We start from the raw sequence: 26,526 nt of genomic DNA, 5'->3' as shown, positions 1-26,526 counted from the left end.
GAGAATTAACCATTCTAATTATTATGATAACTGTTTATTTCCTTATAATAATAGACCTCAAATCCTTGTCTCTCAAGAATTTGAGGTCTATTTATAACGAGGTTCATGTTTTTTCCATACATTGACTCACATTAATCATTTAATCCATTTTCTATATATTGTTTCAACGCATCCAAATCTTTCGCACAAGCTTTTTTAAACGTACCACCCATCATTTTACCGAAGAATTTCGCCATACCAGTTAGTTCATTAATTTCTCCAGATAACGTAACATCCGTATCCATATCGTTTTCCGAAAAGAGATTATACGTGTAAATAAACTCTCCCTTCCCTGTTGTTCCTTTTGTTCCATCACAGCGAAGAACGATTTTCTCTGGATGTACTAGCTGAACAACTTCAAAGTGCTCTGTCGCTTTTTGTCCGAATATTTTTCTTGTTTCCAGCCACTGACTCCCCTCTTGAACTGGGCCCTCATCTAATCGCTCAATTCCTCCAAAGCCCTGCATCCACTCTTTTGCATCATCTAGATCGATCAGGCTTTCATAAACTTTTTCTTGTGATGCATGAATGGTTCGATGCACTTGAAATCGAATACTCAAATGAACTTCCTCCCTCGAATCGTTTCATAAACTAATTCATTTCTATTAATTCAAATTCTTCCTTCAAAATCGAATACAGCTTTAAGTCTTCATGTTTTCCCTTTACTAGCATCCCTTTACGGATAATCCCTTCAAACGTCATTCCGAGCTTTTCCATTACGCGCTCGGAACCGATATTTGCGACAAAGCACCTTGCTTGAATTCGGATTAAATCCATATTGGAAAATCCAAATGCTATGACTGACTTAGCCGCTTCTGTCGTTAAACCACATCCCCAGTAGCCTTGGTGGATACAATATGCAATTTCTGCACTTTGATGAGTTGGGTTCCATGATGCAAGGTCAACCGTTCCTATAATCTTTCCTGTCTTTTTATATTCCATCCCCCATGGTGCTAAACTTTTCTTTTTATAATTGTTTAAGATGAATTCGACGAACGCTTCTGTATCTGCTAGCGATTGATGCGGGTTCCACGTAACAAATCTTGTTACCTCTGGATCTGAACAGTATGCATACATATCTGGTACATCTTGTTTCGTTATTTTTCTAAGTATGAGACGTTCTGTTTCAATTTTTGGCAAATCACTATAAGTGCCTTCTTTAATCATCGAATCCCTCCATTCGTTCTACTCATTATAAAGGATTTTTTCGAAAATTAAAGCAGCTAAATTAAATAAGGCACGAATGTCATTACATCCGTGCCAAGTATTCGTTCTCTTTAAAATTGCACAAGAAAATATTTCTTCTTTCCACGGCGAATGATTGTAAACTGGTCTTCAATACGATCATCCGCTGTTACCACATAATTAACATCTTGTTGTCGTTCGCCATTAATAGATACAGCTCCATTGCCAATATCTTCTCTTGCTTGGCGTTTCGATGAAGAAATGGAAGCTTGCACTAATAGGTCCACCAAGTTAATATCCTCTTTTTCCGCTTCGTATGTTGGTACATCCTTAAAGCCTTGCTCAATATCACTTGCGGATAACTCCTTCAAGTCACCGCTAAATAATGCTGCTGATATCTTAATGGCCTGATTCAGCGCTGCTTCGCCATGAATTGATCTTGTCATTTCTTCTGCAAGACGTTTTTGAGCAACACGATTTTCCGGATGCTGTTCTACTTCTTGCTCAAGGACTGCAATTTCTTCCTCAGGTAAAAATGTGAAATAACGTAAGAATTTAGCAACATCACGATCATCTGTATTAATCCAGAACTGGTAAAATTCATATGGTGTCGTTTTTTCTGGGTCTAACCATACCGCGTTTCCAGCTGTTTTGCCGAATTTTGTACCATCTGCTTTTGTAATGAGTGGTACTGTTAGTCCGAATACTTTTATTTGTTCGTCTTCATCTTCTCTGGAACGGCGGATAAGTTCCATCCCCGCAGTGATATTTCCCCATTGGTCACTACCGCCAATTTGTAAAGTACAATTTTCCTGTTCGTACAATTTAAGGTAGTCAAGCGACTGCAAAATCATATAGCTGAATTCGGTAAATGTAATTCCTTGTTCAATTCGGGCAGAAACAGATTCCTTTGCAAGCATGTAGTTGATTCCAAAATGTTTTCCTGCATCCCGCAGAAAATCAATAATTGTCATATTGCCAAGCCAGTCATGGTTATTTCTTGACTGTACCGGATTATCACCTTGATCAGTATCAACCAGTTTGCTAATTTGCTCTCTGATTTTCTCTGTAAACCCGTGGACAACCTCGCTCGTGTTCAAGGAACGTTCACTGGACCTTCCGCTTGGATCGCCAATCATTCCTGTTCCTCCACCTACAAGCGCAATCGGCTTATGTCCAGCTTGTTGGAATCTTTTTAACATGGTTAATGGCACTAAATGGCCAATATGCAGACTATCGGCTGTTGGGTCAAAGCCACAGTATAATGTAATTTGGTTTTCTTTCAAATGCTTTTCTAGCCCTTCTCGGTCCGTTACTTGATGGACCAGCCCTCGGTTTTCAAGATCTTGTAAAATGTCCATTCTCCACACTCCATTACTTTTTTATTAAAAAACCTGGCATTTGCAATCCTTTTAGCAAATACCTTAGTTCACTTATGCAGATAAGGCAGTTTCACACTTTCTTATCTGCAAACCAAAAAACTCGCCCCTAAAAAAAGGGACGAGCTGAACACGCGGTACCACCCTTGTTGCTAAAAAAATAGCCACTTGGGATTGTTAACGATGTCTCCACCGTTCTTTCCGTAAAGGAAGTTCAACAGTCAGTAAAAATGGCACTTCGAATTTCTTCGTTGGCCCTTTTTATCCTAGTTTAAAACATACACTACTCCTACCGAAAGAAATGCTCCAGATTGTAATTCACTTGCAAATGTATACTGGCTTGCACCTTCCGCCAGCTCTCTTTAATAGGGATTTGCTAAGCTACTGCGATCTTTCATCACATCATATCAAAAGATGCTCAACAAGCAGCTAAATAGAATTGAGAAATTCCTCTTTATCCTTGTTCTTGAACATGCAATATGTATTATATACATTCATAACACATCTGTAATGCAATTGCAATATTTAATTTCTAAATACGATACAACAAAAAACACTCATATGCTATAATATATATGAAATTTAGGGGGTTCACAAATGGAATTTAAAGAAAAAATGCTCGAATATAAGAAGAAGCTGTCGACCCTATGGAAAACAGGGAAAATCCAGCGTTCATCACGCGTTACCTACGATGTGGTGTGGAATGTTATTTTATTCGTTCTTGTTATAGGTTTTATTGGATTTATTTTTGCAGGAGCTGTTGGAGCGGGCTATTTCGCATCGCTTGTAAAGGATGAACCAATTCGCAGCTATGAGACGATGGCTCAGGATATTTATGATTACTCAGAAACATCGAAACTATACTTTGCTGATGATGTTTACTTTGGTGATATAAACTCCGATATACATCGTGAAGAAACAACATTAGAGAATATTTCACCAATTTTAACGCAGGCCGTTATTGCTACAGAAGATGAATATTTTAATGAGCATAAAGGAATTGTACCAAAGGCAATTCTTCGTGCAATGGTTCAGGAAGTTACCAATTCTTCTATCCAAACTGGTGGGAGTACATTAACACAGCAATTGATTAAAAACCAAATTCTTACTGATGAGGTTTCTTTTGAAAGAAAAGCAGTTGAAATGTTGCTCGCGCTGCGCTTAGAAAGATTTTTTGAAAAAGAGGAAATTCTGGAAGCCTACTTAAACATTGTGCCGTATGGCAGGGATGCTTCAGGCAGAAATATTGCTGGTGTTCAAACAGCTTCAAAGGGGATTTTTGGTATTGATGCTGATGAAGTTAATCTTCCTCAGGCCGCATATCTCGCTGGACTACCCCAAAGCCCTTCATCCTACACACCGTTTGTCAATAGTGGTGGTCTAAAGGATGAAGCAGGTATCCAACCAGGAATAAACCGAATGAAAACAGTACTTAATCGCATGTATGATATGGAGTACATTACAAAGGAAGAATACGAAGAAGCATTAGAATATGATATTGTCGCAGATTTCTCTGAAAAAAGTCCATCTCCAAGGGAAACATATCCAGTATTAACCTTTGAAATTGAGGAAAGAGCGACCAAGCTCATTAAAAAAATTCTCGCTGAAGAAGATGGGTATACATCAGGGGATCTTAATAAAAATGAAGCTTTAAACAAGGAATATGAAGAGCTTGCATCACGTGCGCTAAGAAATAACGGTTATGAAATTCATTCCACAATTGACAAAGAAATTTATGATGCTTTCCAGGAAATCGGTAAAAATTATGAGCACTATGGGCGCGATCATACGTTTACAGTAACGGATGATGAAACGGGTGAAACAACGAGCTGGACAGAGGAAGTACAGGCTGCCGGAATGATGATTGAAAACAATTCAGGCAGAATTATTAGCTTCTTTGGTAATCGTGCTCCAAGCTTAGATAATCATTATAACTATGCTACTCGTGCAGTCCGTTCGAACGGAAGTACGATCAAGCCTATACTGGATTATGCACCAGCACTTGAAAAAGGTGCCGTCCAACCTGGAACTCCGATAGCGGATTACCCAAGAACATTCCCAAACCCTGGAGGCGCACCGTATGAAGTAAGCAACTATGGTAACGCCAGCTATGGAATGGTTTCTGCACGGAGAGCATTAGCTGGTTCTTACAACATCCCAGCAGTGGATACGTATATGAAAATAATTCAGGACAACCCTGCTAAAGAATATTTAGAGAAAATGGGGATCACTACATTAACATCCGGTGATTACGTCCAACCTTCCCTTTCCTTAGGAGGAATGGATCGAGGTGTAACCGTAGAAGAAAATATCAATGCATTTAGTACACTTGGTAATAACGGTAATTTTTCGGACGGTTATATGATCGAAAAAATCGTATCAAAAGATGGAGATATCCTATATGAACATAAATCCGATCCGGTAGAAGTGTTTACGCCTCAAACAAGTTATTTAACACTTGATATGATGCGCGATGTCATTACATCAGGTACCGGGGCATACCTAAACTCACAATTAAAACATGGTGGAGTTGATTGGGCAGGTAAAACCGGAACATCGAACGATTATAAGGATGCCTGGTTTGTTGCCATCAACCCTAACGTTACCTTTGGTACTTGGATTGGGTATAAGACTCCAGCATCCGTTTATGATCCAAGCTATCCACTTAACTATAGCCAGCGTAATATGAAGCTTTGGTCCGAATTTATTAATGCAGCATCAGATATCAAACCAGAGCTTGTTGCACCGAAGGATAAATTCGAACGTCCTGGTGGAATCGTCGAGCGTAGCTACTGTTCTATTTCCGGAATGCTTCCATCGGAATTATGTGAAAAAGCTGGATTAGTAAAAACTGATTTATTTAATGAAAAATTCGTACCTACCGAAAAGGATGATAGTCTTATTTCTGGAAACCAAGTGCTTGTCGATGGAAAATCAGTAAAAGCTGGTTCCAATACACCTAGTGAATTTACGAATGGCAATGGAGTTACCTTTAATCCTGAATGGTTAAAACGAAATGGATTTGATAAACTCAGTGATCTTTCTGTCCTGTACCCTAGAGGTGAGGATGGAGAGAAGTGGAGGAAAATTGGCATTCCTAGTGGGTCTGCGGGGAGCTCGATCGAAGATGATGGCAAAGCACCTGGGGCACCAACATCAGTTAAAAAGTCAGGTAATAAGCTAACTTGGAGTAAGCCTGATAATAACGATATTGTTGGTTACCGTATTTATCGCGCAAACTCATCCGGCGGAGATTTTAAACTGGTCGGCAACTCCAGTCAAACCGAATATAATATTGGCGATGAAAATGCTGTATATACGATAAAAGCAATCGACTACTCTGGAAATGAATCCAAAGCGTCGTCTGAATTTACGGTTGGTGACAAACCAAAGGATGACGATACATCCAATAAGGATAAAGACGATGATAACAAGGATGAAAAAGCAACGGATAATAAAGATAAAAAAAATGACAGCAATAATAAAAACAAATCAGATGATGATTAATGGATGATATATTTTTGAGGGAGCTTTTTAGCTCTCTCTTTTTTTATCACTCCACCTCCCCTACTATGCCTCTAAATGCCAGCCTATTCTTTTCGATAAACTTTCACAAAATACTAAAAATAGTAATTGAAATGCTGTATAATAGATGTATGAAAGCGGATTAAATACAGGTGGTGAACAAATGGAGCATGTAAAGACTTTTCACAGTATTTCCTACGAGACCGCTCAAGGAACCATCATTATTGAAGGACCATTATCTGCAACCGAGTTAAGCCAGTACTATTTCCATGAACAACTGACCGCTTTCCGGCCTGCAGCAAAACAATTCGAAGCCCTCCTTGAGATAGCTGAATTTCCAGAGGGACGAATTATAGTTGCCAGAACAACAGATACAATTGTCGGCTATGTCACATACTTACATCCCGATCCGCTGGAAAGATGGTCAACGTTTAATATGGAAGACTTAATAGAATTAGGCGCAATTGAAATGATTCCTTCATATCGCGGCGAAAGAGTTGCCTCAAACCTTTTAAAGGTCTCCATGATGGACGAATATATGGAAAACTATATCATTATCTCTACCGAATATTATTGGCACTGGGATTTAGAAGGAACGAAATTAAGCATTTGGAATTACCGTAAAATCATGGAGAAAATGATGGCCGCAGGTGGGTTACTTCCAGCACCTACTGATGACCCTGAAATCATTTCTCACCCCGCAAACTGTTTAATGGTTCGAATCGGGGAAAATGTCCACGAGGAGTCCATTCAACAATTCGATAAACTTCGCTTTTTAGCACGAAATAAATATCGAGACATGAGAGAAGGTTTGTAATATGCATGTTGAAGAGATTATGAAAAAGGAAGTCGTAATACTCAAGCCTGGAGCAACTATTGCAAACGCATTAGACCTACTGGAAAAACATCGTATTCGTCATATTATCATTGTGGATGATGTGAACCAGGTGATTGGAATTGTTTCCGATCGAGATGTGCGTGATGCTAGTCCATCAACATTTATTAAAGATGCAGACAACAGTGAATTGCAAAATGAAATCCAAACAATTATGAGTCATCCCGTGATTACGATTCATCCAATGGATTTTGTCGAAGAAATTGCTTCGATTTTTTATGATAAAGAAATTGCTTGTCTTCCAGTTGTCCGTAATAATCGTTTAGTTGGGGTTGTTACAGAAAAAGACATGCTTTATACATTGATCCAATTAACAGGCACCCATGTTCAAAGTTCCTTAATTGAAGTAAAGGTTCCTGACAGACCTGGAATTCTGCCTGAAGTTACAGCTATTTTCGGAAAAAGAAAAACAAATATTGCCTCAGTCTTAGTTTATCCGTATAAAAATGATTTAGATTATAAAGTTCTCGTATTCCGTATTCAGACAATGAATCCAATGCCTATTATCCAAGACTTGCGCAATGCTGGCTATGAATTGCTGTGGCCAAACGATGGGCTTGGGCTGACATAATGCGAAACAATTCGGCCTTTGTCTTTTCCAATGATTATCTTACCTATCATTTTCATAAAGATCACCCCTTTAACCACAAAAGGGTGCAATTAGCGAAAGAATTATTGGAATTGAGTGGCGCTTTAACAAAGCAAGATATTATTCCTGCAAGGATGGCAACGGATGAAGAGCTTGCACTATTTCATGATTATGATTATATCGATGCGGTGAAACGAGCTGGGCGAGGCGGGTTAAACGAAAAAGCAGGACAGGAGTATGGTTTAGGAACGGAAGACACACCGATTTTTAAAAATATGCATGAGGCAAGTAGCTTTTTAGTTGGCGGTACATTAACCGCTGTTGATGAAGTGATTAGCGGCAACAAAGATCATGTGCTTAATCTTGGAGGTGGGTTACATCATGGTTTTGAGCGAAAGGCTTCTGGATTTTGCATTTACAACGATAGTGCAGTTGCAATCAAATATATTCGTGAAAAATACAAATTAAGAGTGTTATATATTGATACCGATGCCCACCATGGTGATGGCGTACAATGGGCGTTCTATGATGATCCAAATGTATGTACCTTCTCGATTCATGAAACAGGAAGATACCTTTTCCCTGGAACAGGAAATGTGAATGAGCGTGGTATTAAGGAAGGGCATGGGTATTCCTTTAACCTTCCAATTGATGCCTTTACACAGGATGAATCCTTTCTGCATGTCTATGAAACTGCAGTAAGAGAAATTGCAGCATTTTTCAAGCCGGATGTCATTGTGACCCAGAATGGGGCTGATGCGCATTGTTTTGATCCTTTAACACACCTTTGTGGCACAATGGCAATTTATGATCGAATACCGTTCGTGGCACATGAATTGGCACACGAGTACTGTAATGGAAAATGGATTGCAATTGGTGGTGGAGGGTATGATATGTGGCGTGTTGTTCCGCGTGCCTGGGCACAAATATGGAATGTGATGAAGCATGGCAAACCAGCAGCAGGAGCTATTCCAGTTCAATGGATAGAGAAGTGGCAAAACGAATCTCCTGTCAGGCTACCAGCCAACTGGCATGATAGTGAAGAAGCTATTCCAGAGATTCCTAGAAAGGCTGAGATCTCAGAGAAAAATGAACAATTATTAAAAAGTCTATTAAAGTATACGAAACCAATTCGGTAGACATCGAAAATTAGATTCCTATAAGTAAGGCAAGAAGCTGTCCATTATAGACAGCTTCTTGCCTCGTGAATCGATATCAGATTCTGTTTTTCAATTCTTTACGCTTCATTTATACGCTCTCCAACGAAGCTTTCGTTATGCCCAACATCTTTTCTTTCTTTTGCTTCATTTGAAAGAAAGGCACTAAGCTTCTCTTCTAAAATTCGCGGATTTTGTCCCGATTGAACACCAATAATACCTTCAATAATAATTTGCTTTGTAAAAACCTCTTCCTCTGTCTTTGCTTCAAGCTTGCTAGCCATAGGATGGAAAAACAGATTAGCCAGTACAGTTCCATAAAGGGTCGTAAGGAGCGCTACTGCCATACTCGGACCTAACGTTCCAGGATCCTCTAACGTATTCAGCATGAGAACAAGACCGATTAATGTTCCAATCATTCCCCATGCAGGTGCATAATCTCCTGCCTTTTCAAAAAGTACTCTCCCTTTGTAATGTCGGTCTTCCAAAGCTGTAATTTCAGCATTCATAATATCAGTAATAACCTCTGGATCAATACCATCTACCGCAAGCAGTATACCCTTTTTAATAAATGGGTCTTCAACTTCCTCGAGCTCATTTTCCAATGCGAGAATGCCTTCCCTTCTCGCCCGCTCTGAAAGACGCACGAATAGTTTAATTAGTTCAGGAAGCTGCATATCATTTTTATGAAATGCCTCCTTCATGATCTTACCTGTTAATTTAATTTGGTCCATTTTGAATGTGACCAGCATGGAAGCAACTAAGCCTCCGAGTACAATAAATACGGAAGGTATGTCAGCAAACGATGCAACCCCCTCCGTACCACTATTCGTCATAATTGCTAACATAAGCATAATAAAACCTAGAGTAATACCAATTGGAGTTAGGAAATCGCGTTTTCTCATATTCATTTAGCTCCCTATGTTACTTTACTAAAACAAGAAGAGTTCAAAAGGTTACCTATTTCCGCAGCATAAGCTCTTCAAATTGGTTGGTAACATTTTGAACATCTATCTAATTTACTATTTATATCGGTATTATTTTTCTAATGTTGAGTTTCTTAATTCAAGTCGATGTGGTAATACAACATTATTATCTTCTACTTCTTCTTTATTCATATATTTTGTAAGCAGACGCATTGCTACTGCACCAATATCATAGGTTGGTTGTACAACTGTAGTCAATGTAGGTCGCACCATTGTTGCAAGTCTTGTGTTATCAAAGCCAAATACTTCGAGATCATTTGGTACATCTAATCCCCTGTCCTGTGCTCCATGAATAACACCTAGTGCAAGCTCATCATAAGTTACAAATATAGCAGTCGGTTTTTCATCCAAGTTTGCGAAATATTCTACTGCATCTAATCCCGTTTGATAAGCATAAACGCCTCTGTAAATGAATTCTTCATTAATTTCAATAGAAGCTTCCTTGAGCGCACGAACGTATCCATTATATTTTAATGTATTAACACCAAAATCTAAATTACTTGCAACTAATGCAGGGTGTTTGTGTCCTTTATCGATCAAATGTTTAGTCGCTTCATATGCCGCGAGTTCATAATCGATATTTACTGAAGGAATCTGATCTGCGGGATCATACGTAGCTGCAAGTACAACTGGTACAGAAGACGTTTTGAATTGTTGGATATGATCCTCGTCGATGCTGCCTCCCATAAATAAAATTCCGTCCACTTGTTTTTCTAGCATCGTATTGATGAGTTGCAGTTCTTTATCTTTGTTCTGATCCGAACTACTCAAAATAATATTATATTTATACATCGTTGCAATGTCTTCAATTCCTCGGGCAAGTTCGGAAAAGAAGATATTCGAGATATCTGGAATAATCGCTCCTACAGTAGTTGTTTTTTTACTTGCCAATCCTCTAGCCACTGCATTTGGACGATAGCCTAATCGTTCAATCGTTGCTAATACTTTTTTACGTGTTGTTGGTTTTACATTCGGATTTCCGTTAACAACACGAGACACTGTAGCCATTGAAACATTCGCCTCACGAGCTACATCATATATCGTTATGTTCATCTAAAGTCTACCTCCTAATATTACAAATCGACTTCTATTCTTTATATAATACTCTAGGATGAAAAAAATTACAAAAAAAATCTTAAAAACCAAGAAATTGTCCTAAAATGTACACAAATGCGAGTTCATCCACTATTAGTTTTAACAAAAAACAATACTAGCATACTTCTATTACTTACTGAAGTGAAAGTTATGAAAATACATTTCCAAAAATGCTATACGATCATACGGCTTCATATGCATATCATTATATAAGCGTTAGTGATAATCGACAATGTTAATGGCACTCATTATTATAACGAAAGGAGGATTTTCATTACCTCCTCCAAAAAAAGAAAGGCTGCATAATTGCAGCCTTTCTTCTACTATTATCTATTTCAATCGATTTTCGATACCTTTAAGCTCTTCAAAGAATATATCGAATGTTGGAATGTCCATTTGCTGTGCAGAGTCAGATAACGCCACCGCAGGATCTGGATGTACTTCAGCCATAACACCATCAGCTCCAATTGCAAGTGCTGCCTTTGCAGTCGGTAGCAGTAAGTCACGTCTTCCTGTCGAATGTGTAACATCAACCATTACCGGAAGATGTGTTTCTTGTTTCAAAATTGGAACTGCTGAAATATCTAATGTGTTACGTGTTGCTTTTTCGTATGTTCGGATACCACGTTCACATAAAATAATATTCCCATTACCACGGGAAATAATGTACTCTGCTGCATTGATGAATTCAGAAATCGTTGCCGATAAACCACGTTTTAATAGTACTGGTTTATTTGTATCCCCTGCGGCCTTCAATAATTCAAAGTTTTGCATGTTTCTTGCACCAATTTGAATCACATCAATGTAATCAACAGCTTCTTCAATATGTGCTGGGTTTACAATCTCACTAATTACCGCTAAATCATATTCATCAGCAACTCGTTTTAAAATTTGGAGTCCTTCTACGCCAAGTCCTTGGAAATCGTAAGGTGAAGTTCTAGGTTTAAACGCTCCCCCACGCAGTAATTTAAGTCCTTTACTTTTTACAGATTCCGCAACTGCAGCCACCTGCTCATAGCTTTCAACTGCACACGGTCCAAAAACATAGCTAGTGTTACCATTTCCTACTTTAGCACCTTTAATGTCAATCACTGTATTTTCAGGTTTCTTTTTTCGAGAAACGAGTAATGCTTTACTATGATCATCTTCCTGCAATTCCAAACTCGCTTTAAAAATTTCTTTAAAAATATGCTCCAGTGTTGAATTTTGAAAAGGACCATTATTGTTATCCTTAATTTTATCCAACATTTCTCTTTCACGTACTGGATCAAATCGTTTGATACTTTGCTTTGTTTTCAACTGACCGATTTGCTGAACAATCTCTGCACGACGGTTTATTAATTCCAAAATTTCTAAATTCACATCATCCATCTGAACTCTAAGCTGTTCCATTTCATTACTCATTTCCAGTCCCCCTGAAGTCATTTTTTAATAATTAGAGACAATTATAGCTAAAATTCTTTTATTTGTCACCAATAAGTTTATAATATAATAGATATCTTTTTACTATTCTCTTTTTTGAGACCCGTTTTGGAGAGACTGAGATCAGGCACTAAGAAGCACAACTGCCTGGCATGACACCGGACGGATAAGATTGTAAAAAACTATCATACTATTAAAAGGAAGGAGTTTAAGCGATGGGAGAACCTATTTTTGCCCTCGATATTGGCACTCGTTCCGTTACTGGCATTATATTGGAGAGTCTCGATAACAAATTCAAAGTAATTGATTATTATATGAAAGAACATACAGAACGCTCAATGCGTGACGGACAAATACATAATGTAGTAGCGGTTGCTCAAGTCATTCAAGAGGTCAAAGAAAAACTTGAAGAAAGAGCAGGTAGCCCGTTTACCAAAACCTGTGTTGCCGCAGCCGGAAGATCATTAAAAACAGTGGAAGCAAGTGCTTCCATTTCATTGCACCATCACCCAATTACAGATTTAGATGTTATCAAGCATTTAGAGCTCACTGCTGTTCAACACGCACAGCAAACGCTAGCGAAAAAAGATAAAAATAATGATTACAATAACTATTACTGTGTTGGGTATTCTGTTCTAAATTATAAGTTAGATCAAGAACAAATCGGCTCGCTCATTGACCAGAGCGGTGAAGAAGCTACAGTTGAAATAATTGCTACGTTTCTTCCTAAAATAGTTGTCGAATCATTGCTAGCAGCCCTTCGACGTGCAGATCTGGATATGGAGGCACTAACACTAGAGCCAATAGCAGCGATACATGTGTTAATACCCGAGTCGATGCGCAGACTGAATGTAGCGCTTGTTGATATTGGTGCAGGAACGAGTGATATTGCAATTACGGATAGAGGTACTGTTGTAGCTTATGGAATGGTACCTATCGCTGGTGATGAAGTGACTGAAGCGATAAGTGATCATTACTTACTTGATTTTCCTAAGGCAGAGGAAACGAAACGAGCAATCGTGAATAACGGGGAATACACGGTTGCAGATATACTAGGTTTTGAATCTGTCATCACCTATGAGACACTTGCCAAAGATATTGCAGCATCTGTCGAGCGTCTGGCTGAAGCAATAGCTACTGAAATTCTTCAGTTAAATGCAAAAGCTCCGCGTGCAATCATGCTTGTTGGTGGAGGAAGCTTAACACCAAACTTAACAACAAATCTTGCAGATAAAATGGATCTTCCGCATAATCGGGTTGCTATTCGCGGAAGCGACGCAATCCAAAATTTACGTCATGAAGGTGTCCCAACGGGTCCTGACTTTGTTACGCCAATTGGTATTGCAATTGCCGCCAGACAAAATCCTGTGCATTATGTGAGTGTAACAGTGAACAAGCAAGTCATTCGACTATTTGAGATGAAGCAACTTACTATTGGCGATTGCTTGATTCAAGCTGGGATCAAATTGAATAAGCTTTATGGAAAACCAGGGTTAGCCTCTATTGTTACTGTAAATGGTAAAGAAATAACACTACCTGGCAGCTTTGGCAAAGCACCGCAAATCTATTTAAACAATAACGCCGCCCACGTTGATGACTTAATTATAGATGGGGATGAAATTGAATTTGTTGCTGGTGCCGATGGAAAGCCAGTACAGACGACTTTAAAGGAACTTATTGGTGAAGCGCCATCTATGACTATCTTCTATAACAAAAAGCCTTATAAGCTGCAAACAGACTTTTATGTAAATGGCAGTATTAAAAACTCAAATTATAGTATAAAAGATGGCGACAAAGTCACCTGGAAACAAACAAGAACAATCCGTGCATTTTTACTAGAGCGAAATTTGGTTCCGAGTATCACTACAAAACCATTTACAATACGACTCAATAACCATTCTATCACGCTAACTACTGGGACAACTAGAATTTTGGTCAACAATGAAGAATCAGCGTTAGATGACACCTTAAAACAAAATGATCGAATAGAAGTCATACTAGCAAAGCAACCGACCGTCCATGATCTGTTACAGCAGCTTGATAAAAAAGCTTTAAATAAGGTCACTGTCACGTTTAATGATGAAAAGGTTATATTGACACAACCTCTTGTTAGAATCAAGCGAGATGAGGATTTATTAAGTATAGAGGACCCTATTCAGCCACACGATGTACTTACGCTGAAAGAAAGAAAAATAGAGCCATTCATTTTTCAGGATGTTTTTCGTTATGTACACATCGATTTAACCAAGGCAAACGGAAAGTTTAAATTGTTGAAGAATAATCTCCCGACCTCGTTTGATGAGAAAATTATCACTGGAGATAAGCTAGAGATTCGCTGGGAAGACTAAATAAAAAAGGTTTTAAAAAGGCTGTCACTTTTTTGTGACAGCCTTTTTATCTTATTTTGTTGCTGCTTTTGCAGTTTTTTTAACCTCTTCTTTTTTGCTCGATGCATCTGCCTTTACTTCTTCTGCCTTCTGCTCGGCATCTGCTTTTACTTCCTCAGCCTTTTCTGCAGCATCTTTTTTCACTTCATTCGCTTTTTGAGAAGCATTTTCTTTTAATTCTTGTGATTTTTGAGCAACATTCTCTCTTAATTCCTGAGACTTTTGTGCAACATTTTTAGTAAGTTGTGATGTCGTATCAACAGCTTTCTTAGTCAGGTCAGCACTTGTAGCGAATGCTTTATCTTTCAATTCCATTCCTTTTTCTTGGGCTGCATCCTTGAATCCGCTGGCACGATCCTTAACTTGTGTTGCACCTTGGTTAATATCACTTCTTAACTCTCTTCCTGATTTTGGGGCAAACAGCAATGCTGTTGATCCACCAATAATTGCCCCTACTAATGATCCGATAATAAAATCTTTTGTATTAATATTGTTTTCTGGCATCCTTATTCCTCCTAGAGTTAATTATTTTCTTTTTCTTTTATTCCAATATTCCAATATGGAAGCTCCCCATTTCACTGCTTGTGCAGCCTTTTCCTGATCTTCTTTAGAATATCGGGAAACTGTATTGGAAAGTTGTCGCAATGTTTGGTTGAAATCTTTGACTGTATCACCAATACCACTAGCACCTTCAAATAGACCATCTAACTTTGCAGATTTATGATTGATATCGTCAGCTAAACGATTAGTTTTATTCAAAAGCTGCGTTGTTTCCGTTGTAACACCTTGTATTTGTTTTTCTAGTCCTTGCATTGTATTTGATACGTTGTTTAGCGTTTCTTTTGTTGCTTTTAATGTAATAACTACATATACTACCAGCACGATAAATGCGATAACTGCAAGAAGTGCGGCAATATATAATATAACTTCCATTTCTAAAATCAGCTCCTTTTTCGTGTAGTATTGCTATTGTGTTGGTTCTAATAAGAGCATTTCTTTATTAATACAATCATACACTTTTTAAAATAATACCCCAAATTATAAAGGGTAAACCTATGTATGAGCGAAGAAACGCGCTGAATAAGTACAATAAAGCACAAAACCTTCTATTCCATAGCGGCTTGCCACTTCATTCCTTTGCCCTTATAGTATAACCCTTTCCTTTAACAATTTCGACAAATATGATAGAATTCCTGCCTACTCATATGAAAAATATATCTTACTTGTATAGCTTATTTTCCCATATAATTTATTCCGTAAACATAAACAGCAAATTTCTATCATTTTATCTCAACCGTATAAACGTGGTCTAATTAAAATACTTTGATTTTATTACAAGTAAAAAATAAACCACCAATTACTAGAATTGATGGTTTACGGCATTAGTTTTTTATTGAGTTTTTTAGCGTTTCTTCATACGCCTTTTGGAATTTTTGAATATCTCCAGCACCCATGAAAATTAGAACACTGTCTTTAAACTGCTGTAACACTTCTGTTTGATTTAATTCGAGGATTTCACTTCCTGAAATTAATTGCTGTAAGTCATTAATTGACAGCTGACCCGATTCTTCTCGAGCAGAGCCGAAGATATCACATAAATAAACGTGATCTGCTTCATTTAGGCTATCAGCAAACTCTTGCAGGAATGTTTTTGTTCTTGTAAATGTATGTGGTTGAAAAACAGCTGCAATTTGCTTATTCGGGTATTTCTTTCTCGCAGACTCAATTGTAGCCGTAATTTCCCTTGGATGATGTGCGTAATCATCAATAATTACTTGACCAGCAATTTCTTTTTCACTAAAGCGGCGCTTAACCCCTTTAAATGTAGATAGATTTTTAATATCTGCTGCTTGAATACCTTCATAATGGCAAATCGCAATGACAGATAGCGCATTTAGAATATGATGATTTCCATACATCGGAATCGTAAACGTTTCATAGTACGTATTTCTTACAAACACGTCAAACTGCGTTCCATTTTCTGTTTCCTGCACATTCTGAGCTTGGAAGTCATTTGTTGCAGCAAACCCATAATAAATTACCGGAACCTTCGTATGAATCTTTTGCAGTTCTTCATCATCACCACATGCAATAATACATTTTTTTACTCGGTCTGCCATGGATTGAAACGCATCGACTACGTCATCAAGACTCGTAAAGTAATCTGGATGGTCAAAATCAATATTTGTCATAATCGCATAATCAGGCTCATAGCTTAAGAAATGACGACGGTACTCACAAGCTTCAAAAACAAAATACTGGCTGTCAACATGACCGTTGCCTGTACCATCACCTATTAAATAAGAAATAGGGAATGTTTCATCTAACACATGGGCTAATAACCCCGTTGTTGATGTTTTCCCATGTGCACCTGTGACGGCAATGCTTGTATACTGCTTCAACCATTCGCCAAGGAATTCATGATATCTGTAAAATGTACAGCCTAATCTTTTCGCTTCCTGAATTTCTATATGCTCATCTGAAAATGCATTTCCGGCAATAACGGTAAACTCTTTTTTAATATTACTTTCAGAAAAAGCAAGAATTGGAATCTGCTTTTCTTCAAGTGCTTCCTGCGTAAAAAATTTTTTCTCATAATCAGACCCTTGCACCTTTTCACCCGAATCATGAAGGATCTGCGCAAGAGCACTCATTCCTGTCCCTTTAATACCAATAAAATGGTAAGTTGTCATAAACGAACCTCCAACTTGTTCATACAAACGTTACATCTGCAAATAATTGTATGAAAGGATATTCACACCGATTCATTATAGCAAAAATTGATATAGATTCAAATACTTTTCTCTTATTTTCGAAAGCACGGCTGTATCATGCGTTTGGAGCGTTATAGTCAACCTTTTCCAATCGTGGATTTGGTCTATATCTGCGTCCTTCTTTCGCTTCCGGACTTCCATTAAGCAGTACTAAATCTCCTGTAAACCCAACATTTAAGCGTAGTAAACTTCTTCCAACACCATACATATCTACAGGTACTCCAGCTTTTTCAAATTCGGTAATCCGTTCTTCTGTGAATCCGCCAGTAACCATTATTTTAACATGCTGGAAGCCGTCATCATCCAATGCTTCTCTTAATGCAAAAAGTAATTCGGGATTCACACCTCTTGGATCAAAAGTTCCCATTAAATGATGGTTTCTTAAAAAGTACTTATCCACTAATGTACGGGATGTATCGAGACGAACGGATTTAAGAGCATCTCCAAATTCTCTGGCAACCTTTAATGAATCTGTTATCACATCGTTATTGTAATCAACAAGCGCAGCCAAATCATCTTCAGGAAATAGTTCATGATAGGCTTTAGCAGCTGCTACGGTATCTCCACGGAACATTTGAATCAATGCATGCGGCATTGTTCCCATTCCTTCTTTACCCCACCATTCATTCATGGCGTGCGTAGCTTGTGCAGTGGACCCACCGATAAATGCAGCATATCCGTCCCCTGCCTGAGTCGTGTAGTGGTCATCACGATCTCCCATAAAAACAACTGGTTTTTGCTCCCCGGAGGTTCGTGCAGCTTTTACCACATTGTATACATTTGTCGCGACAGATGTTCTTCTTGCAAGGATTCCATCAATAATTCCTTCTAAAAAGCCAAATTGCTGATAAGACCCAGAAATTGTGAGAACTGTTTCGTACGGACTGATTCTATCTCCATCTTTTAGCGAGTGGATTTTCAGCGTTTCTGGACGGTCTGCAAATGTATGTAACAATGCAATTACCTCATCAGTTCCACATAATACAGCATGCTCCTTTTGAAAAAATTGCATCGTTACATAATTATTTGCTAATTTTTCCTCTGCAATTTTTTTCGTTTTAAGAAAATAAACGGCTGAAAACCATCCCTCACGGATTCTTTCGTCAAATTTAAAGGTTCTGTTCGTTAATCGTTTAATTTTACCTTCTAGCTTTTGTTCAATTTCTTTCATAATAGGCTCTCCTTATCAGTAACAATTCGTTCTTTTATCATATAGAAAATTCCCCAACTAGACAAATAAAGTGAAATTTCATTTTGTGGGGGTCCTTTCCCCGCTAAATGGTAGCACCACAAGGGAGACCCGCAGGCCTTTGAATAGAATCAGGAATTTACGGGATGTTAACCCTACTTTCACGTTTTTGCTTTTCTCACACTTACAGGTGGAGGTGTTAAGCTCGCAAATGCATGGTAAATTACATTTCATCTAGTTGGGATGGACTAATTAATACTTCTCTCGGTTTACTTCCATTTTGTCCAGAAATAATACCTCGTTCCTCTAGTGCATCAATCAAGCGTGCTGCCCGGTTGTAGCCAATTTTAAAATGACGCTGCAAGAGCGATGTGCTTGCACTTTGGTGATTCATAACAAATTGAATTGCTTCATCCATTAATTCATCCGCATCCTCATCTACGGTAATTTGCTCCAGCAATTGTTCCTGTTCAAATAGATAGTTCGGCTCAGCTAAGCTTCTAGCATAACTTGTTACCCGTTCGATTTCCTCGTCGGAGACATACGGACCTTGTAGACGGACACTTTGACCAGCACCATTCTCTACAAATAACATGTCGCCCCTTCCAAGAAGCTTTTCCGCCCCGCTAGAATCAATAATAGTCCGCGAGTCAATTTGGGACGATACACTAAATGCAATCCGTGTTGGGATATTTGCTTTAATTAGTCCTGTAATAACATCAACAGATGGACGCTGTGTGGCCAATAATAAATGTATCCCGCATGCTCTCGCTTTTTGGGCGATTCGGCTAATTGAATCCTCCACATCCTGCGGTGACATCATCATTAAGTCAGCAAGCTCATCAATAACAATTACGATGAACGGCATTTTTACACTGCTACGACCTTGTTTGATTACCTTCTGGTTGTAGCGTTCAATGTCTCGCACACCTTCCTGAACGAATTTCTCGTAACGGTCTTCCATTTCATTCACTGCCCACTTCAAACTTTGTGTTGCAGCTTTCACATCTGTTATAACTGGTGCAACTAGATGTGGAATGCCATTGTAAGGTGCTAGCTCGACCATTTTCGGGTCAATGAGCAAAAATTTAACATCCTCATGATTTGCTTTGTAGATGAGACTAATTAAAATCGTGTTAATACAAACACTCTTCCCGGAACCTGTTGCACCTGCAATCAAACCATGTGGCATCTTTTGGATATTTGTGATCTTTGGATTTCCTTCAATCGTTAAGCCGAGTGCAATGCTAAGCGGTGATTTACTTTCTTTAAATTCTTCCGTTTCAAAAATACCTTGCAAGCCTACCATCTCTGCTTTCAGATTTGGCACCTCAATTCCAACTGTATTTTTCCCCGGAATCGGGGCTTCGATACGGATATCTCTTGCAGACATGTTCAATTTCAAATCATCGGAAAGATTTTTAATCTTGCTTACCTTAACGCCTAACTCTGGATGAACTTCAAATCTTGTTACAGATGGTCCTTGTGTCGCTTTTACGACACGTGCACGTACATTAAAATATTTTAGCGTTTGTTCTAGCAACTGTTGTTGTTCTGTTACCCAAAGCTTGTCGTCATTGTTTTTTTCTACCGGATCATTGAGTAAGTGAACAGGGACTTCCCGTACAAGCTCTTGTTGCTGTACGATATCAATAACTTCCTGCTCCACTGCTCCTTGTTGAGTTACAGGTTCTTCCTGCTGCGTTTCCTTTGTTTCCATCTTTTCTATTGTCGCTGCCTGTTGCTTCCATACTTCATTACGTTTTCGGTCATAAAGTCGTTTTTTATCACGAGGTGTCATGATAACATTAAATGGTTCCGACTTTCTTTCACTTCTTCTTTCCGATACTCGCTGATTCTGTTGTGTGCTAATCGGATTAATTTTTTCTTTTCGATTTCTTTCCTGCACTTCGGAACTCGTATCTTCTGTTTTTATTACATTTTCTAGAGGAGCTTCTGTAGCTGCAGCCTCTTTCTCTGCCTCGATTACAGGGCTTGTCTCTTCTTTATTAAGAGAAGATTCCTTTGTAATACTTTCAACTGCCTTGTTTTGCACTTCTATTGGCGACGCAGATTTTTGTTTGCGTTCCTCTATCTTTGAGAAGATAGGAATCTGTTCTTCATTACGTTTTTCTTCCTGTATTTGATCCTTCCGTTTATATGCAGGAACATTTTCTATTTCCTTCTCTTTCTGCCTCTTTTGATAGCCATAAATTGGCGATGGTACGTCTGTCGGCTCGAATGGAATGTCAGGATTCTTTTTGTATACTTTCCTGTCATGTCTTATCGGTTCTTCAAACTTTCTTTCTTCCCGCTTCTTCTCCTTTTTAAATGTGGGCGCAGACGTTTCATAATCAACTTTACTTTCAGCTGGCCGGTTTACCGTTTTTTTTGTTGGCACATCAGGTATAACAGGAAAACGAAATGAATTTTTCTCAGGATACTGATACATCATTCTCGCTTCAACTTGTTTATTTTCTTTATTATGAAGGCTAGGGTTTGCCTTAATCTCCACAATTTCTTCAACTTCCACTTCTACTTCTTCTGTAAATATATTTTTTAATTTTTTCTTCCATTGTTCAAACATATCTATCACTCTTTCTTTTCTTTAGCGGACAGGAAAATAGAAACCTTTCCTGCCTATCCCCATACAATAATGGTATAACATTATAGTTAATCATTTTCTATTCTAGCAGTTTTTAGGTTTTTTTGAAACGTATGTAAGAAAACATAAGTTGAATTACCTGGTTTACCATCATCTTCTCTGGGTCTCAAGCAATGTCGATTATCTATGTAACTTGATGAAGATGAAAAAACTTAATTAAAAGTAGGCAGGTAAACGAAAAAAACAACCTCGCACTCATGTGAAAGGTTGTCCTTTTGCCTTATTTAAACGATAAAGTAAAACTTCATTCAGTAAAGGAGGTTCTTTTCCTCCCTTACTGAATGTTAGTTGAACAGAATCTGGAGTTACGGGATATTTATCTCCCTCCCACCTTCACATTTTTGTATTTCTTACGCAAAGAGGGTGGGTATCACAACGCACAGGACGTCGCGATCTAAGTCGACCAGCCCGTTAATGCGTGATAAATTCTTCTCCTACTGAATAAGAATCATCCAATACATAAATTCCTTTTTCCGCTGGCGCATTCGGGAGCCCTAATTCTTTTTGTGAACAAATCATACCATTTGATGGTACTCCTCGTAATTCAGAAGGTTTGATTTTCAAACCACTTGGCATTGTTGCGCCAACTTTAGCCACGACTACTTTTTGACCTGCATCCACATTCGGTGCTCCACATACAATTTGTAATGTTTCGGTACCCACGTCAACTTGGCAAACACTCAATTTATCGGCATTTTCATGGCTATCCTTACTTGTTACATAGCCAACTACAAATTTTGGACTCAAGTCAAAATCAAGCTGATCACTAAGTTGATTTACCGCGAATAATTGCTTAATCTCTTGTAAGAAGGATTCCGTCAACTTTATCTTTCCCTTTTCTGCTAAATCAAAATGCTTCGAAGCTTCAAATATATTGTAGCCAAGCACCTCACCTTTTTTTGAAGTGATTTTTGTAATTGGACCGAATCTTTCGTGTTCGATTTCATAACGGTCTCCATCCTTGATTGGAATCAGTAACACGTCACCAATACCATCTGGATTGTAAAAAACATCCATTACATTCATCCTTTCTAGCTTTTTTCAGGTCTATTTTTTGCAAGTATAAAGATTGGTTCTAACTTCTTATTTTCATAAATAAATGGAAGAGAGGTAATTGGTATACGTCCTTCCGCGAAGAACTTCATTGTCATCTGCGCTAAAATATCATACCCCATTTTATTTTGAATGTCAGCTATGATTAACACATCTTGGTGGGGAACGGCTACAGTTAAATCACCTTTGGCATTCGCCTTCATCTCTTCTAAGAAAGCTTCATTTAATATTCTGCTTGCATCATAGCCATCCTGTGTTGCAACAAAATAAAAATCATTATCAGCTACTTGGTCGTGCTTATAATCAAGACTCAAGGAACGTACATTAAATGTTGCTATTTCATCAATGCGTGAAGCAGTCCAACCTTCTTGTTCAAGAAGCTTTTCATCTATCAGCCGATAGGATTTACCTAAATCTAGCGCATAGAAAACACGCGTTTCTGCTGTATGATCCTTATAGACAAGCTTTGTACCGGCTTTGGTTTCCGTTGGAAAGGACGGTGAACGCATAACAGGGTATATATGTTTCTCCATTCCCGCAAGCTGATGCTCCTCATTCATAATTCGGAGCGCCTCTCTCACATGCTCCTCCAGCTCATCAATAGCCACTTCTCCACGCTGATTGTATTTTACGATTACATTTGGTAATGTAATTGTAATTCCTTGGTTCGATTCCTTCCATTCTACTCTGAATGTATCTTTATCACGATTAAACGAAGTCTTAAAATATTCATTCGCAAAACGTTCTTCCAATACTTTTTTCATTTTAAAGCTCGTCATTTTCATGCAATCGTCACCTCCTGTACCACCTGAGCTTATACTGATAGTCCGTTAATAAATTGCTCAATCTCTTCTTTTGTTTTCCGGTCCTTACTAACAAAGCGACCAGCTTCCTTGCCGTTTACGAAAGCTAAGAAGCTTGGAATGCCGTATATATCGTAGTCCTGACAAAGTTCAATAAAATTATCTCGATTTACTTCGACAAATTGATACTGTGAATAGGCTTGTTCAATTTCAGGTAATATCGGCTCAATAACACGACAATCTGGGCACCAGCCAGCGGAAAATATAAAAATAACACGTTCATTATCTTTTAAATCATTAAATTGCTCAACTGTTTCTAACTGTTTCATTTCGTCTCAACTCCCTTTCCTTTACTATCATAGCTTTGTTTCAAGTATGATTCAATTATCAAGGGTTGAACATGTGTTTACTCTATGCTCTCCTGCTCGATAGCAATTGATTTTGCAATGTTCATTAACTCACTTGCATCATTCTTGATTCTAGACTTTTGGGTATATGTGGTGATTTTAGCGCCTCCAATGCCAATTTGTAATTCGTAGCCCTCTCCATCGTCAGGCAGAATTCGCATATACCCAAATTTATCACCATCACTGTACGAATCCAGCACCAGTGCTTGATCTGACTGAGCAGCCTCGTAATTCAACTCACTTGAAGCGGGTTCAAATTCGTTATAAAAAACGATGTATGTTTGCTTCCCATCAACAAGAATCAAATTACTTTCATCTTTGCTCTCTACTTCTAAACGATCAGGTATATAAATAGAATTACTTTCCATTTCATAATTTGTTTCAACCGGTGTATCACTATAAAATACCGCTTCAGCCGCTTCTTTTGCATCAGCTACTGCTTCTTCCTCTGATTTAAATCCACACCCAGCAAGCAATATAATAGCTAAAGCTGTTACAGATAGCGTAACGATTAAATTTTTCACGACGCTTCCTCCTAGTACGTACTTTTTAGCCATTGTTCATGATACTATGAAATGATTTATTTTTAAAGAACAAAAGCGGCTGTGCCTAGTTAGCAACGTACGAACTTCATCCATATTTTTTGGGGTTCGATAAATCGAACATTTTTGAAAGGTGATAAAACTGGAGGCAGTCGATGAAAACAGCTAAAGAACCAATAACACTTTAGAGTCTATTTGGTTATACTCAGTTCACCCAAAATAAACGTGAGCAGTAGAGGACCACCGCTCACGTTTAATAATTTATAAAAACAATTTGTATGCTATTATAGGTTATCCTTTTCCAAAGCTTTTGACTTCTACATAACATCGTTACATAAGTGGTGAAAACTTATCTGATCCGGATATTTACAAAAGTTATATTCACTTGCACCATGTGCACATACAGCAAGCTTGTAGTCTTTTGCAATTGTAAATTGCTTTAGCATGAAGCCCTTAATCTCTTCATTTCTATCCATATCTATAATAACAGCCTGGTCCATCTTTATTTTTTTCACCCGAAAAGAATCAAGAGGAATAGCCAACCCTTTTCCTAATGCCTTCACATAGCTTTCTTTCATTGTCCAAATATCAAAGCATACAAGGCTTTTATTCTCTGCTGCAAGTATTTCCCAATATTCAAACTCGGTAAAAAGCTGCTTAGCCATACATAAATCAAATACCCTTACCTCTTCTACATCAATGCCCACCTGCTGATCGTGCACCGCACAGACAACAAAATCACCAGAATGTGAAATATTGAATTGTATAGAAGGATAATCTGGAAAATATGGCTTACCATATGCATTTTTTTCTATTGTAATATCCTTTGCTCGCTTCCCTGACTGTTTATAAAGCACATGCTTAATCAACAGTTCACCGACCAGTGTACGGTAAGCATCTGCGAGGTGGAAGAATTGCATTATTCGTTTTTGCCTTTCGCCAGATACATATGCCAGCATGGATGTTAGCTCTGATTGGCTTTTTTCTTCGGGTAATTGACAAATATAAACTTCAACCACTCTGTTTGCCCCTCTCGACTTCATCCAAATGTATCCGCGGATTTAGCTTATCTGCTGTTTCTTTAAACCTGATTGCAATAACCCATGCGATAATTAGAAATAGAGCAGCTCCGAACAATGCATACTGGTAGTTCAATAATCCAATATGTTCAGCCTCTGCTGCATCCGATGCACCGAGTACACTGGACAATATAGCTACACCAAGTACAGAGCCTAGTCTGTTCTGCATATTAAATAATGTTGTTGCTCTGCTCATAGAAGCAGAATCGATATGTTTAAATGCAGAAATTTGTGCAGCTCCTACGGTCTGGCCCAGGAAAAAGCCAATACCAAACATCATTACTCTGAGCAACCATGGATTAGATGATGCGGATAGTGCAATGAGTATAAATACAATAATGGTTCCTAATAGTGAAAAGACTAGCAGACGCTGCAATCCAAGTCTTTTCAGGGTCCAAGGCATGATTTGAGAAGCTGCCATTAATCCAAGCGCTTCTAGAAATGTTGTTAGTCCTGTGTGTAAAGCACTTACATTTAATGCGTTTTGGTACATGAGCGGAAATACGTACAGCATCCCCAATAAACCAGCCGCTGAACAGAGACTGATTAGATTCATTGTGCGAAACATCGGATCTTTTAAGAGACTTAAATTGATCATCGGTTTATCGATACGAAGTTCTACAAGAACGAGCGCAATCATGAAAGAAATACCGACAAGACCAGTAATTAGAATTTCCGGAGAAGTCCAACCTTTTATCGCACCTTGTGTGAGTGCATAAATTGACATCGAAAAACCTGATAGCGACAGTAAAAAACCTTTATAATCAAATTTCCCTACCGCTTCCTCCAGATGTTCCTGCAAGTATACCTTCCCTATTACTAAGGCCAATATGCCAATTGGAATATTTATATAAAATATCCATCGCCAGGAAAGAACATCTACAAGCAATCCGCCAATTACCGGGCCAAGTGCAGGTGCAAGTGCAATCGGTATAATAAGTATACGTGAAAGCTTTGGTCGTTCTTCATGGGTAAACGTTCTAAATAAAATCGCCATACCAACAGGGGTAAGAAAACCTGCCCCTATGCCCTGCAAAATTCGAAACAGGTTCAATGTAAACATATTGTGAGCTATTCCGCATAATGCCGACGCAATCGTAAATATTGCAAGCGCGGCTAAAAATACACGTTTCGTCCCAAAACGGTCTCCAAACCAACCAGCTGCTGGAAGAAACATTGCTAAGCTAACGAGATAGCCGATGTTGATTGTTCCAGTAGCAGAAGGGGGAACGTCGAACGCTTCCCCAATTGCCGGTAATGCTACATTAACAATGGTACTATCAAGAGCAGACATAAACATAGCAAGTACATAAACAATGACAACTGCTACTCTAGCATTAAAATATTGCTTCATT

The 26,526-nt window shown here is 38.4% G+C and carries 22 protein-coding genes and 1 other annotated feature; of the genes, 5 read left to right on the top strand and 17 right to left on the bottom strand.

Annotation, left to right across the window (positions count from 1 at the left end; all coding sequences use genetic code 11):
• Positions 1 to 131: 131 nt before the first annotated feature.
• From D1B32_RS07590 to tyrS, 3 genes are all read right to left on the bottom strand, one after another.
• On the bottom strand, positions 132 to 599 hold the full coding sequence (locus D1B32_RS07590; RefSeq protein WP_118889040.1) for an SRPBCC family protein: 468 nt from the start codon (positions 597 to 599) through the stop codon (positions 132 to 134).
• A 31-nt stretch (positions 600 to 630) separates the two neighbouring features.
• A complete protein-coding gene (locus tag D1B32_RS07585) occupies positions 631 to 1,206 on the bottom strand; it encodes a GNAT family N-acetyltransferase (RefSeq protein ID WP_118889039.1) in 576 nt (191 codons plus the stop codon).
• 110 nt (positions 1,207 to 1,316) lie between these two features.
• A complete protein-coding gene (gene tyrS, locus D1B32_RS07580) occupies positions 1,317 to 2,585 on the bottom strand; it encodes a tyrosine--tRNA ligase (protein WP_095307368.1) in 1,269 nt (422 codons plus the stop codon).
• Positions 2,586 to 2,717: 132 nt separating this feature from the next.
• Positions 2,718 to 3,010: a binding site (T-box leader), on the bottom strand.
• Between the two features lie 190 nt (positions 3,011 to 3,200).
• Between tyrS and D1B32_RS07575 the strand changes: the two genes are divergently transcribed.
• From D1B32_RS07575 to D1B32_RS07560, 4 genes are all read left to right on the top strand, one after another.
• A complete protein-coding gene (locus D1B32_RS07575; protein WP_118889038.1) occupies positions 3,201 to 6,110 on the top strand; it encodes a transglycosylase domain-containing protein in 2,910 nt (969 codons plus the stop codon).
• Positions 6,111 to 6,291: 181 nt separating this feature from the next.
• Positions 6,292 to 6,945 carry a GNAT family N-acetyltransferase gene (locus tag D1B32_RS07570; RefSeq protein ID WP_118889037.1) on the top strand — a complete coding sequence of 218 codons (654 nt, stop codon included), beginning with the start codon at positions 6,292 to 6,294 and terminating at the stop codon, positions 6,943 to 6,945.
• A gap of 1 nt (position 6,946) precedes the next feature.
• The gene (locus tag D1B32_RS07565) at positions 6,947 to 7,594 is read left to right on the top strand and encodes an acetoin utilization AcuB family protein (RefSeq protein WP_118889036.1); all 648 of its coding nucleotides are present in this window, start codon (positions 6,947 to 6,949) and stop codon (positions 7,592 to 7,594) included.
• Entirely contained in the window at positions 7,594 to 8,751 is a 1,158-nt protein-coding gene (locus D1B32_RS07560; RefSeq protein WP_118889035.1) for an acetoin utilization protein AcuC, read from the top strand. The genes D1B32_RS07565 and D1B32_RS07560 overlap by 1 nt, the downstream gene beginning before the upstream one ends.
• Before the next feature lie 98 nt (positions 8,752 to 8,849).
• Here D1B32_RS07560 and motP read toward each other — a convergent pair whose 3' ends face one another.
• The 3 genes from motP to D1B32_RS07545 all read right to left on the bottom strand — a co-directional run bounded on the left by motP (position 8,850) and on the right by D1B32_RS07545 (position 12,254).
• Positions 8,850 to 9,674 (bottom strand): flagellar motor protein MotP, encoded by an 825-nt coding sequence (motP, locus tag D1B32_RS07555; RefSeq protein WP_118889034.1) that lies wholly within the window; start codon positions 9,672 to 9,674, stop codon positions 8,850 to 8,852.
• Positions 9,675 to 9,806: 132 nt separating this feature from the next.
• Positions 9,807 to 10,808, bottom strand: a complete 1,002-nt coding sequence (ccpA, locus tag D1B32_RS07550; protein WP_095307375.1) for a catabolite control protein A — start codon at positions 10,806 to 10,808, stop codon at positions 9,807 to 9,809.
• A gap of 372 nt (positions 10,809 to 11,180) precedes the next feature.
• Positions 11,181 to 12,254 carry a bifunctional 3-deoxy-7-phosphoheptulonate synthase/chorismate mutase gene (locus D1B32_RS07545; protein WP_095307376.1) on the bottom strand — a complete coding sequence of 358 codons (1,074 nt, stop codon included), beginning with the start codon at positions 12,252 to 12,254 and terminating at the stop codon, positions 11,181 to 11,183.
• Positions 12,255 to 12,487: 233 nt separating this feature from the next.
• On the opposite strand from D1B32_RS07545, the gene D1B32_RS07540 reads away from it, so the two are divergent.
• Positions 12,488 to 14,620, top strand: a complete 2,133-nt coding sequence (locus D1B32_RS07540) for a cell division protein FtsA (protein ID WP_118889033.1) — start codon at positions 12,488 to 12,490, stop codon at positions 14,618 to 14,620.
• Between the two features lie 51 nt (positions 14,621 to 14,671).
• Here the strand turns inward: D1B32_RS07540 and D1B32_RS07535 are convergent, their stop codons facing one another.
• The 11 genes from D1B32_RS07535 to D1B32_RS07485 all read right to left on the bottom strand — a co-directional run bounded on the left by D1B32_RS07535 (position 14,672) and on the right by D1B32_RS07485 (position 26,525).
• Positions 14,672 to 15,163: a YtxH domain-containing protein gene (locus D1B32_RS07535; RefSeq protein ID WP_118889032.1), complete on the bottom strand. Its 492-nt coding sequence runs from the start codon at positions 15,161 to 15,163 to the stop codon at positions 14,672 to 14,674.
• A gap of 21 nt (positions 15,164 to 15,184) precedes the next feature.
• Complete coding sequence (locus tag D1B32_RS07530; RefSeq protein ID WP_118889031.1) at positions 15,185 to 15,592, bottom strand: DUF948 domain-containing protein; 408 nt, start codon at positions 15,590 to 15,592, stop codon at positions 15,185 to 15,187.
• Positions 15,593 to 16,041: 449 nt separating this feature from the next.
• Complete coding sequence (murC, locus tag D1B32_RS07525; RefSeq protein WP_095307381.1) at positions 16,042 to 17,352, bottom strand: UDP-N-acetylmuramate--L-alanine ligase; 1,311 nt, start codon at positions 17,350 to 17,352, stop codon at positions 16,042 to 16,044.
• A gap of 136 nt (positions 17,353 to 17,488) precedes the next feature.
• Positions 17,489 to 18,604, bottom strand: coding sequence for a nicotinate phosphoribosyltransferase (locus tag D1B32_RS07520; protein WP_095307382.1), 1,116 nt, complete (start codon positions 18,602 to 18,604; stop codon positions 17,489 to 17,491).
• Between the two features lie 241 nt (positions 18,605 to 18,845).
• A complete protein-coding gene (locus D1B32_RS07515; protein ID WP_095307383.1) occupies positions 18,846 to 21,209 on the bottom strand; it encodes a DNA translocase FtsK in 2,364 nt (787 codons plus the stop codon).
• 489 nt (positions 21,210 to 21,698) lie between these two features.
• Positions 21,699 to 22,304, bottom strand: a complete 606-nt coding sequence (gene ytpR / locus D1B32_RS07510; protein WP_095307385.1) for a YtpR family tRNA-binding protein — start codon at positions 22,302 to 22,304, stop codon at positions 21,699 to 21,701.
• Between the two features lie 14 nt (positions 22,305 to 22,318).
• Entirely contained in the window at positions 22,319 to 23,125 is an 807-nt protein-coding gene (locus D1B32_RS07505; RefSeq protein ID WP_095307386.1) for a DUF1444 domain-containing protein, read from the bottom strand.
• A 29-nt stretch (positions 23,126 to 23,154) separates the two neighbouring features.
• Entirely contained in the window at positions 23,155 to 23,472 is a 318-nt protein-coding gene (locus tag D1B32_RS07500) for a thioredoxin family protein (protein WP_095307387.1), read from the bottom strand.
• A gap of 77 nt (positions 23,473 to 23,549) precedes the next feature.
• Complete coding sequence (locus tag D1B32_RS07495) at positions 23,550 to 24,074, bottom strand: hypothetical protein (RefSeq protein ID WP_095307388.1); 525 nt, start codon at positions 24,072 to 24,074, stop codon at positions 23,550 to 23,552.
• 335 nt (positions 24,075 to 24,409) lie between these two features.
• Positions 24,410 to 25,111, bottom strand: coding sequence for a 4'-phosphopantetheinyl transferase family protein (locus D1B32_RS07490; RefSeq protein WP_158586220.1), 702 nt, complete (start codon positions 25,109 to 25,111; stop codon positions 24,410 to 24,412).
• Positions 25,104 to 26,525 (bottom strand): MDR family MFS transporter, encoded by a 1,422-nt coding sequence (locus D1B32_RS07485; RefSeq protein WP_118889030.1) that lies wholly within the window; start codon positions 26,523 to 26,525, stop codon positions 25,104 to 25,106. Before D1B32_RS07485 ends, D1B32_RS07490 begins: the two co-directional genes overlap by 8 nt.
• Between the last annotated feature and the right edge of the window lies 1 nt (position 26,526).

This window comes from Oceanobacillus profundus (assembly GCF_003515705.1).
Lineage (GTDB): Bacteria > Bacillota > Bacilli > Bacillales > Amphibacillaceae > Oceanobacillus > Oceanobacillus profundus.
Note: the sequence above shows the minus strand (reverse complement) of the source record. Positions and strands in the feature narration are given on the sequence as shown.

What these genes read in the sequence shown, in the direction of transcription:
- D1B32_RS07520 (WP_095307382.1), bottom strand. Translation starts at nt 18,604, where the DNA reads ATGAAAGAAATTGAACAAAAGCTAGAAGGTAAAATTAAACGATTAACG.
- tyrS (WP_095307368.1), bottom strand. Translation starts at nt 2,585, where the DNA reads ATGGACATTTTACAAGATCTTGAAAACCGAGGGCTGGTCCATCAAGTA.
- D1B32_RS07530 (WP_118889031.1), bottom strand. Translation starts at nt 15,592, where the DNA reads ATGGAAGTTATATTATATATTGCCGCACTTCTTGCAGTTATCGCATTT.
- D1B32_RS07535 (WP_118889032.1), bottom strand. Translation starts at nt 15,163, where the DNA reads ATGCCAGAAAACAATATTAATACAAAAGATTTTATTATCGGATCATTA.
- D1B32_RS07515 (WP_095307383.1), bottom strand. Translation starts at nt 21,209, where the DNA reads ATGTTTGAACAATGGAAGAAAAAATTAAAAAATATATTTACAGAAGAA.
- motP (WP_118889034.1), bottom strand. Translation starts at nt 9,674, where the DNA reads ATGAGAAAACGCGATTTCCTAACTCCAATTGGTATTACTCTAGGTTTT.
- D1B32_RS07540 (WP_118889033.1), top strand. Translation starts at nt 12,488, where the DNA reads ATGGGAGAACCTATTTTTGCCCTCGATATTGGCACTCGTTCCGTTACT.
- D1B32_RS07545 (WP_095307376.1), bottom strand. Translation starts at nt 12,254, where the DNA reads ATGAGTAATGAAATGGAACAGCTTAGAGTTCAGATGGATGATGTGAAT.
- ccpA (WP_095307375.1), bottom strand. Translation starts at nt 10,808, where the DNA reads ATGAACATAACGATATATGATGTAGCTCGTGAGGCGAATGTTTCAATG.
- D1B32_RS07575 (WP_118889038.1), top strand. Translation starts at nt 3,201, where the DNA reads ATGGAATTTAAAGAAAAAATGCTCGAATATAAGAAGAAGCTGTCGACC.
- D1B32_RS07500 (WP_095307387.1), bottom strand. Translation starts at nt 23,472, where the DNA reads ATGAAACAGTTAGAAACAGTTGAGCAATTTAATGATTTAAAAGATAAT.
- ytpR (WP_095307385.1), bottom strand. Translation starts at nt 22,304, where the DNA reads ATGGATGTTTTTTACAATCCAGATGGTATTGGTGACGTGTTACTGATT.
- D1B32_RS07565 (WP_118889036.1), top strand. Translation starts at nt 6,947, where the DNA reads ATGCATGTTGAAGAGATTATGAAAAAGGAAGTCGTAATACTCAAGCCT.
- D1B32_RS07560 (WP_118889035.1), top strand. Translation starts at nt 7,594, where the DNA reads ATGCGAAACAATTCGGCCTTTGTCTTTTCCAATGATTATCTTACCTAT.
- D1B32_RS07570 (WP_118889037.1), top strand. Translation starts at nt 6,292, where the DNA reads ATGGAGCATGTAAAGACTTTTCACAGTATTTCCTACGAGACCGCTCAA.
- murC (WP_095307381.1), bottom strand. Translation starts at nt 17,352, where the DNA reads ATGACAACTTACCATTTTATTGGTATTAAAGGGACAGGAATGAGTGCT.
- D1B32_RS07505 (WP_095307386.1), bottom strand. Translation starts at nt 23,125, where the DNA reads ATGAAAATGACGAGCTTTAAAATGAAAAAAGTATTGGAAGAACGTTTT.
- D1B32_RS07585 (WP_118889039.1), bottom strand. Translation starts at nt 1,206, where the DNA reads ATGATTAAAGAAGGCACTTATAGTGATTTGCCAAAAATTGAAACAGAA.
- D1B32_RS07485 (WP_118889030.1), bottom strand. Translation starts at nt 26,525, where the DNA reads ATGAAGCAATATTTTAATGCTAGAGTAGCAGTTGTCATTGTTTATGTA.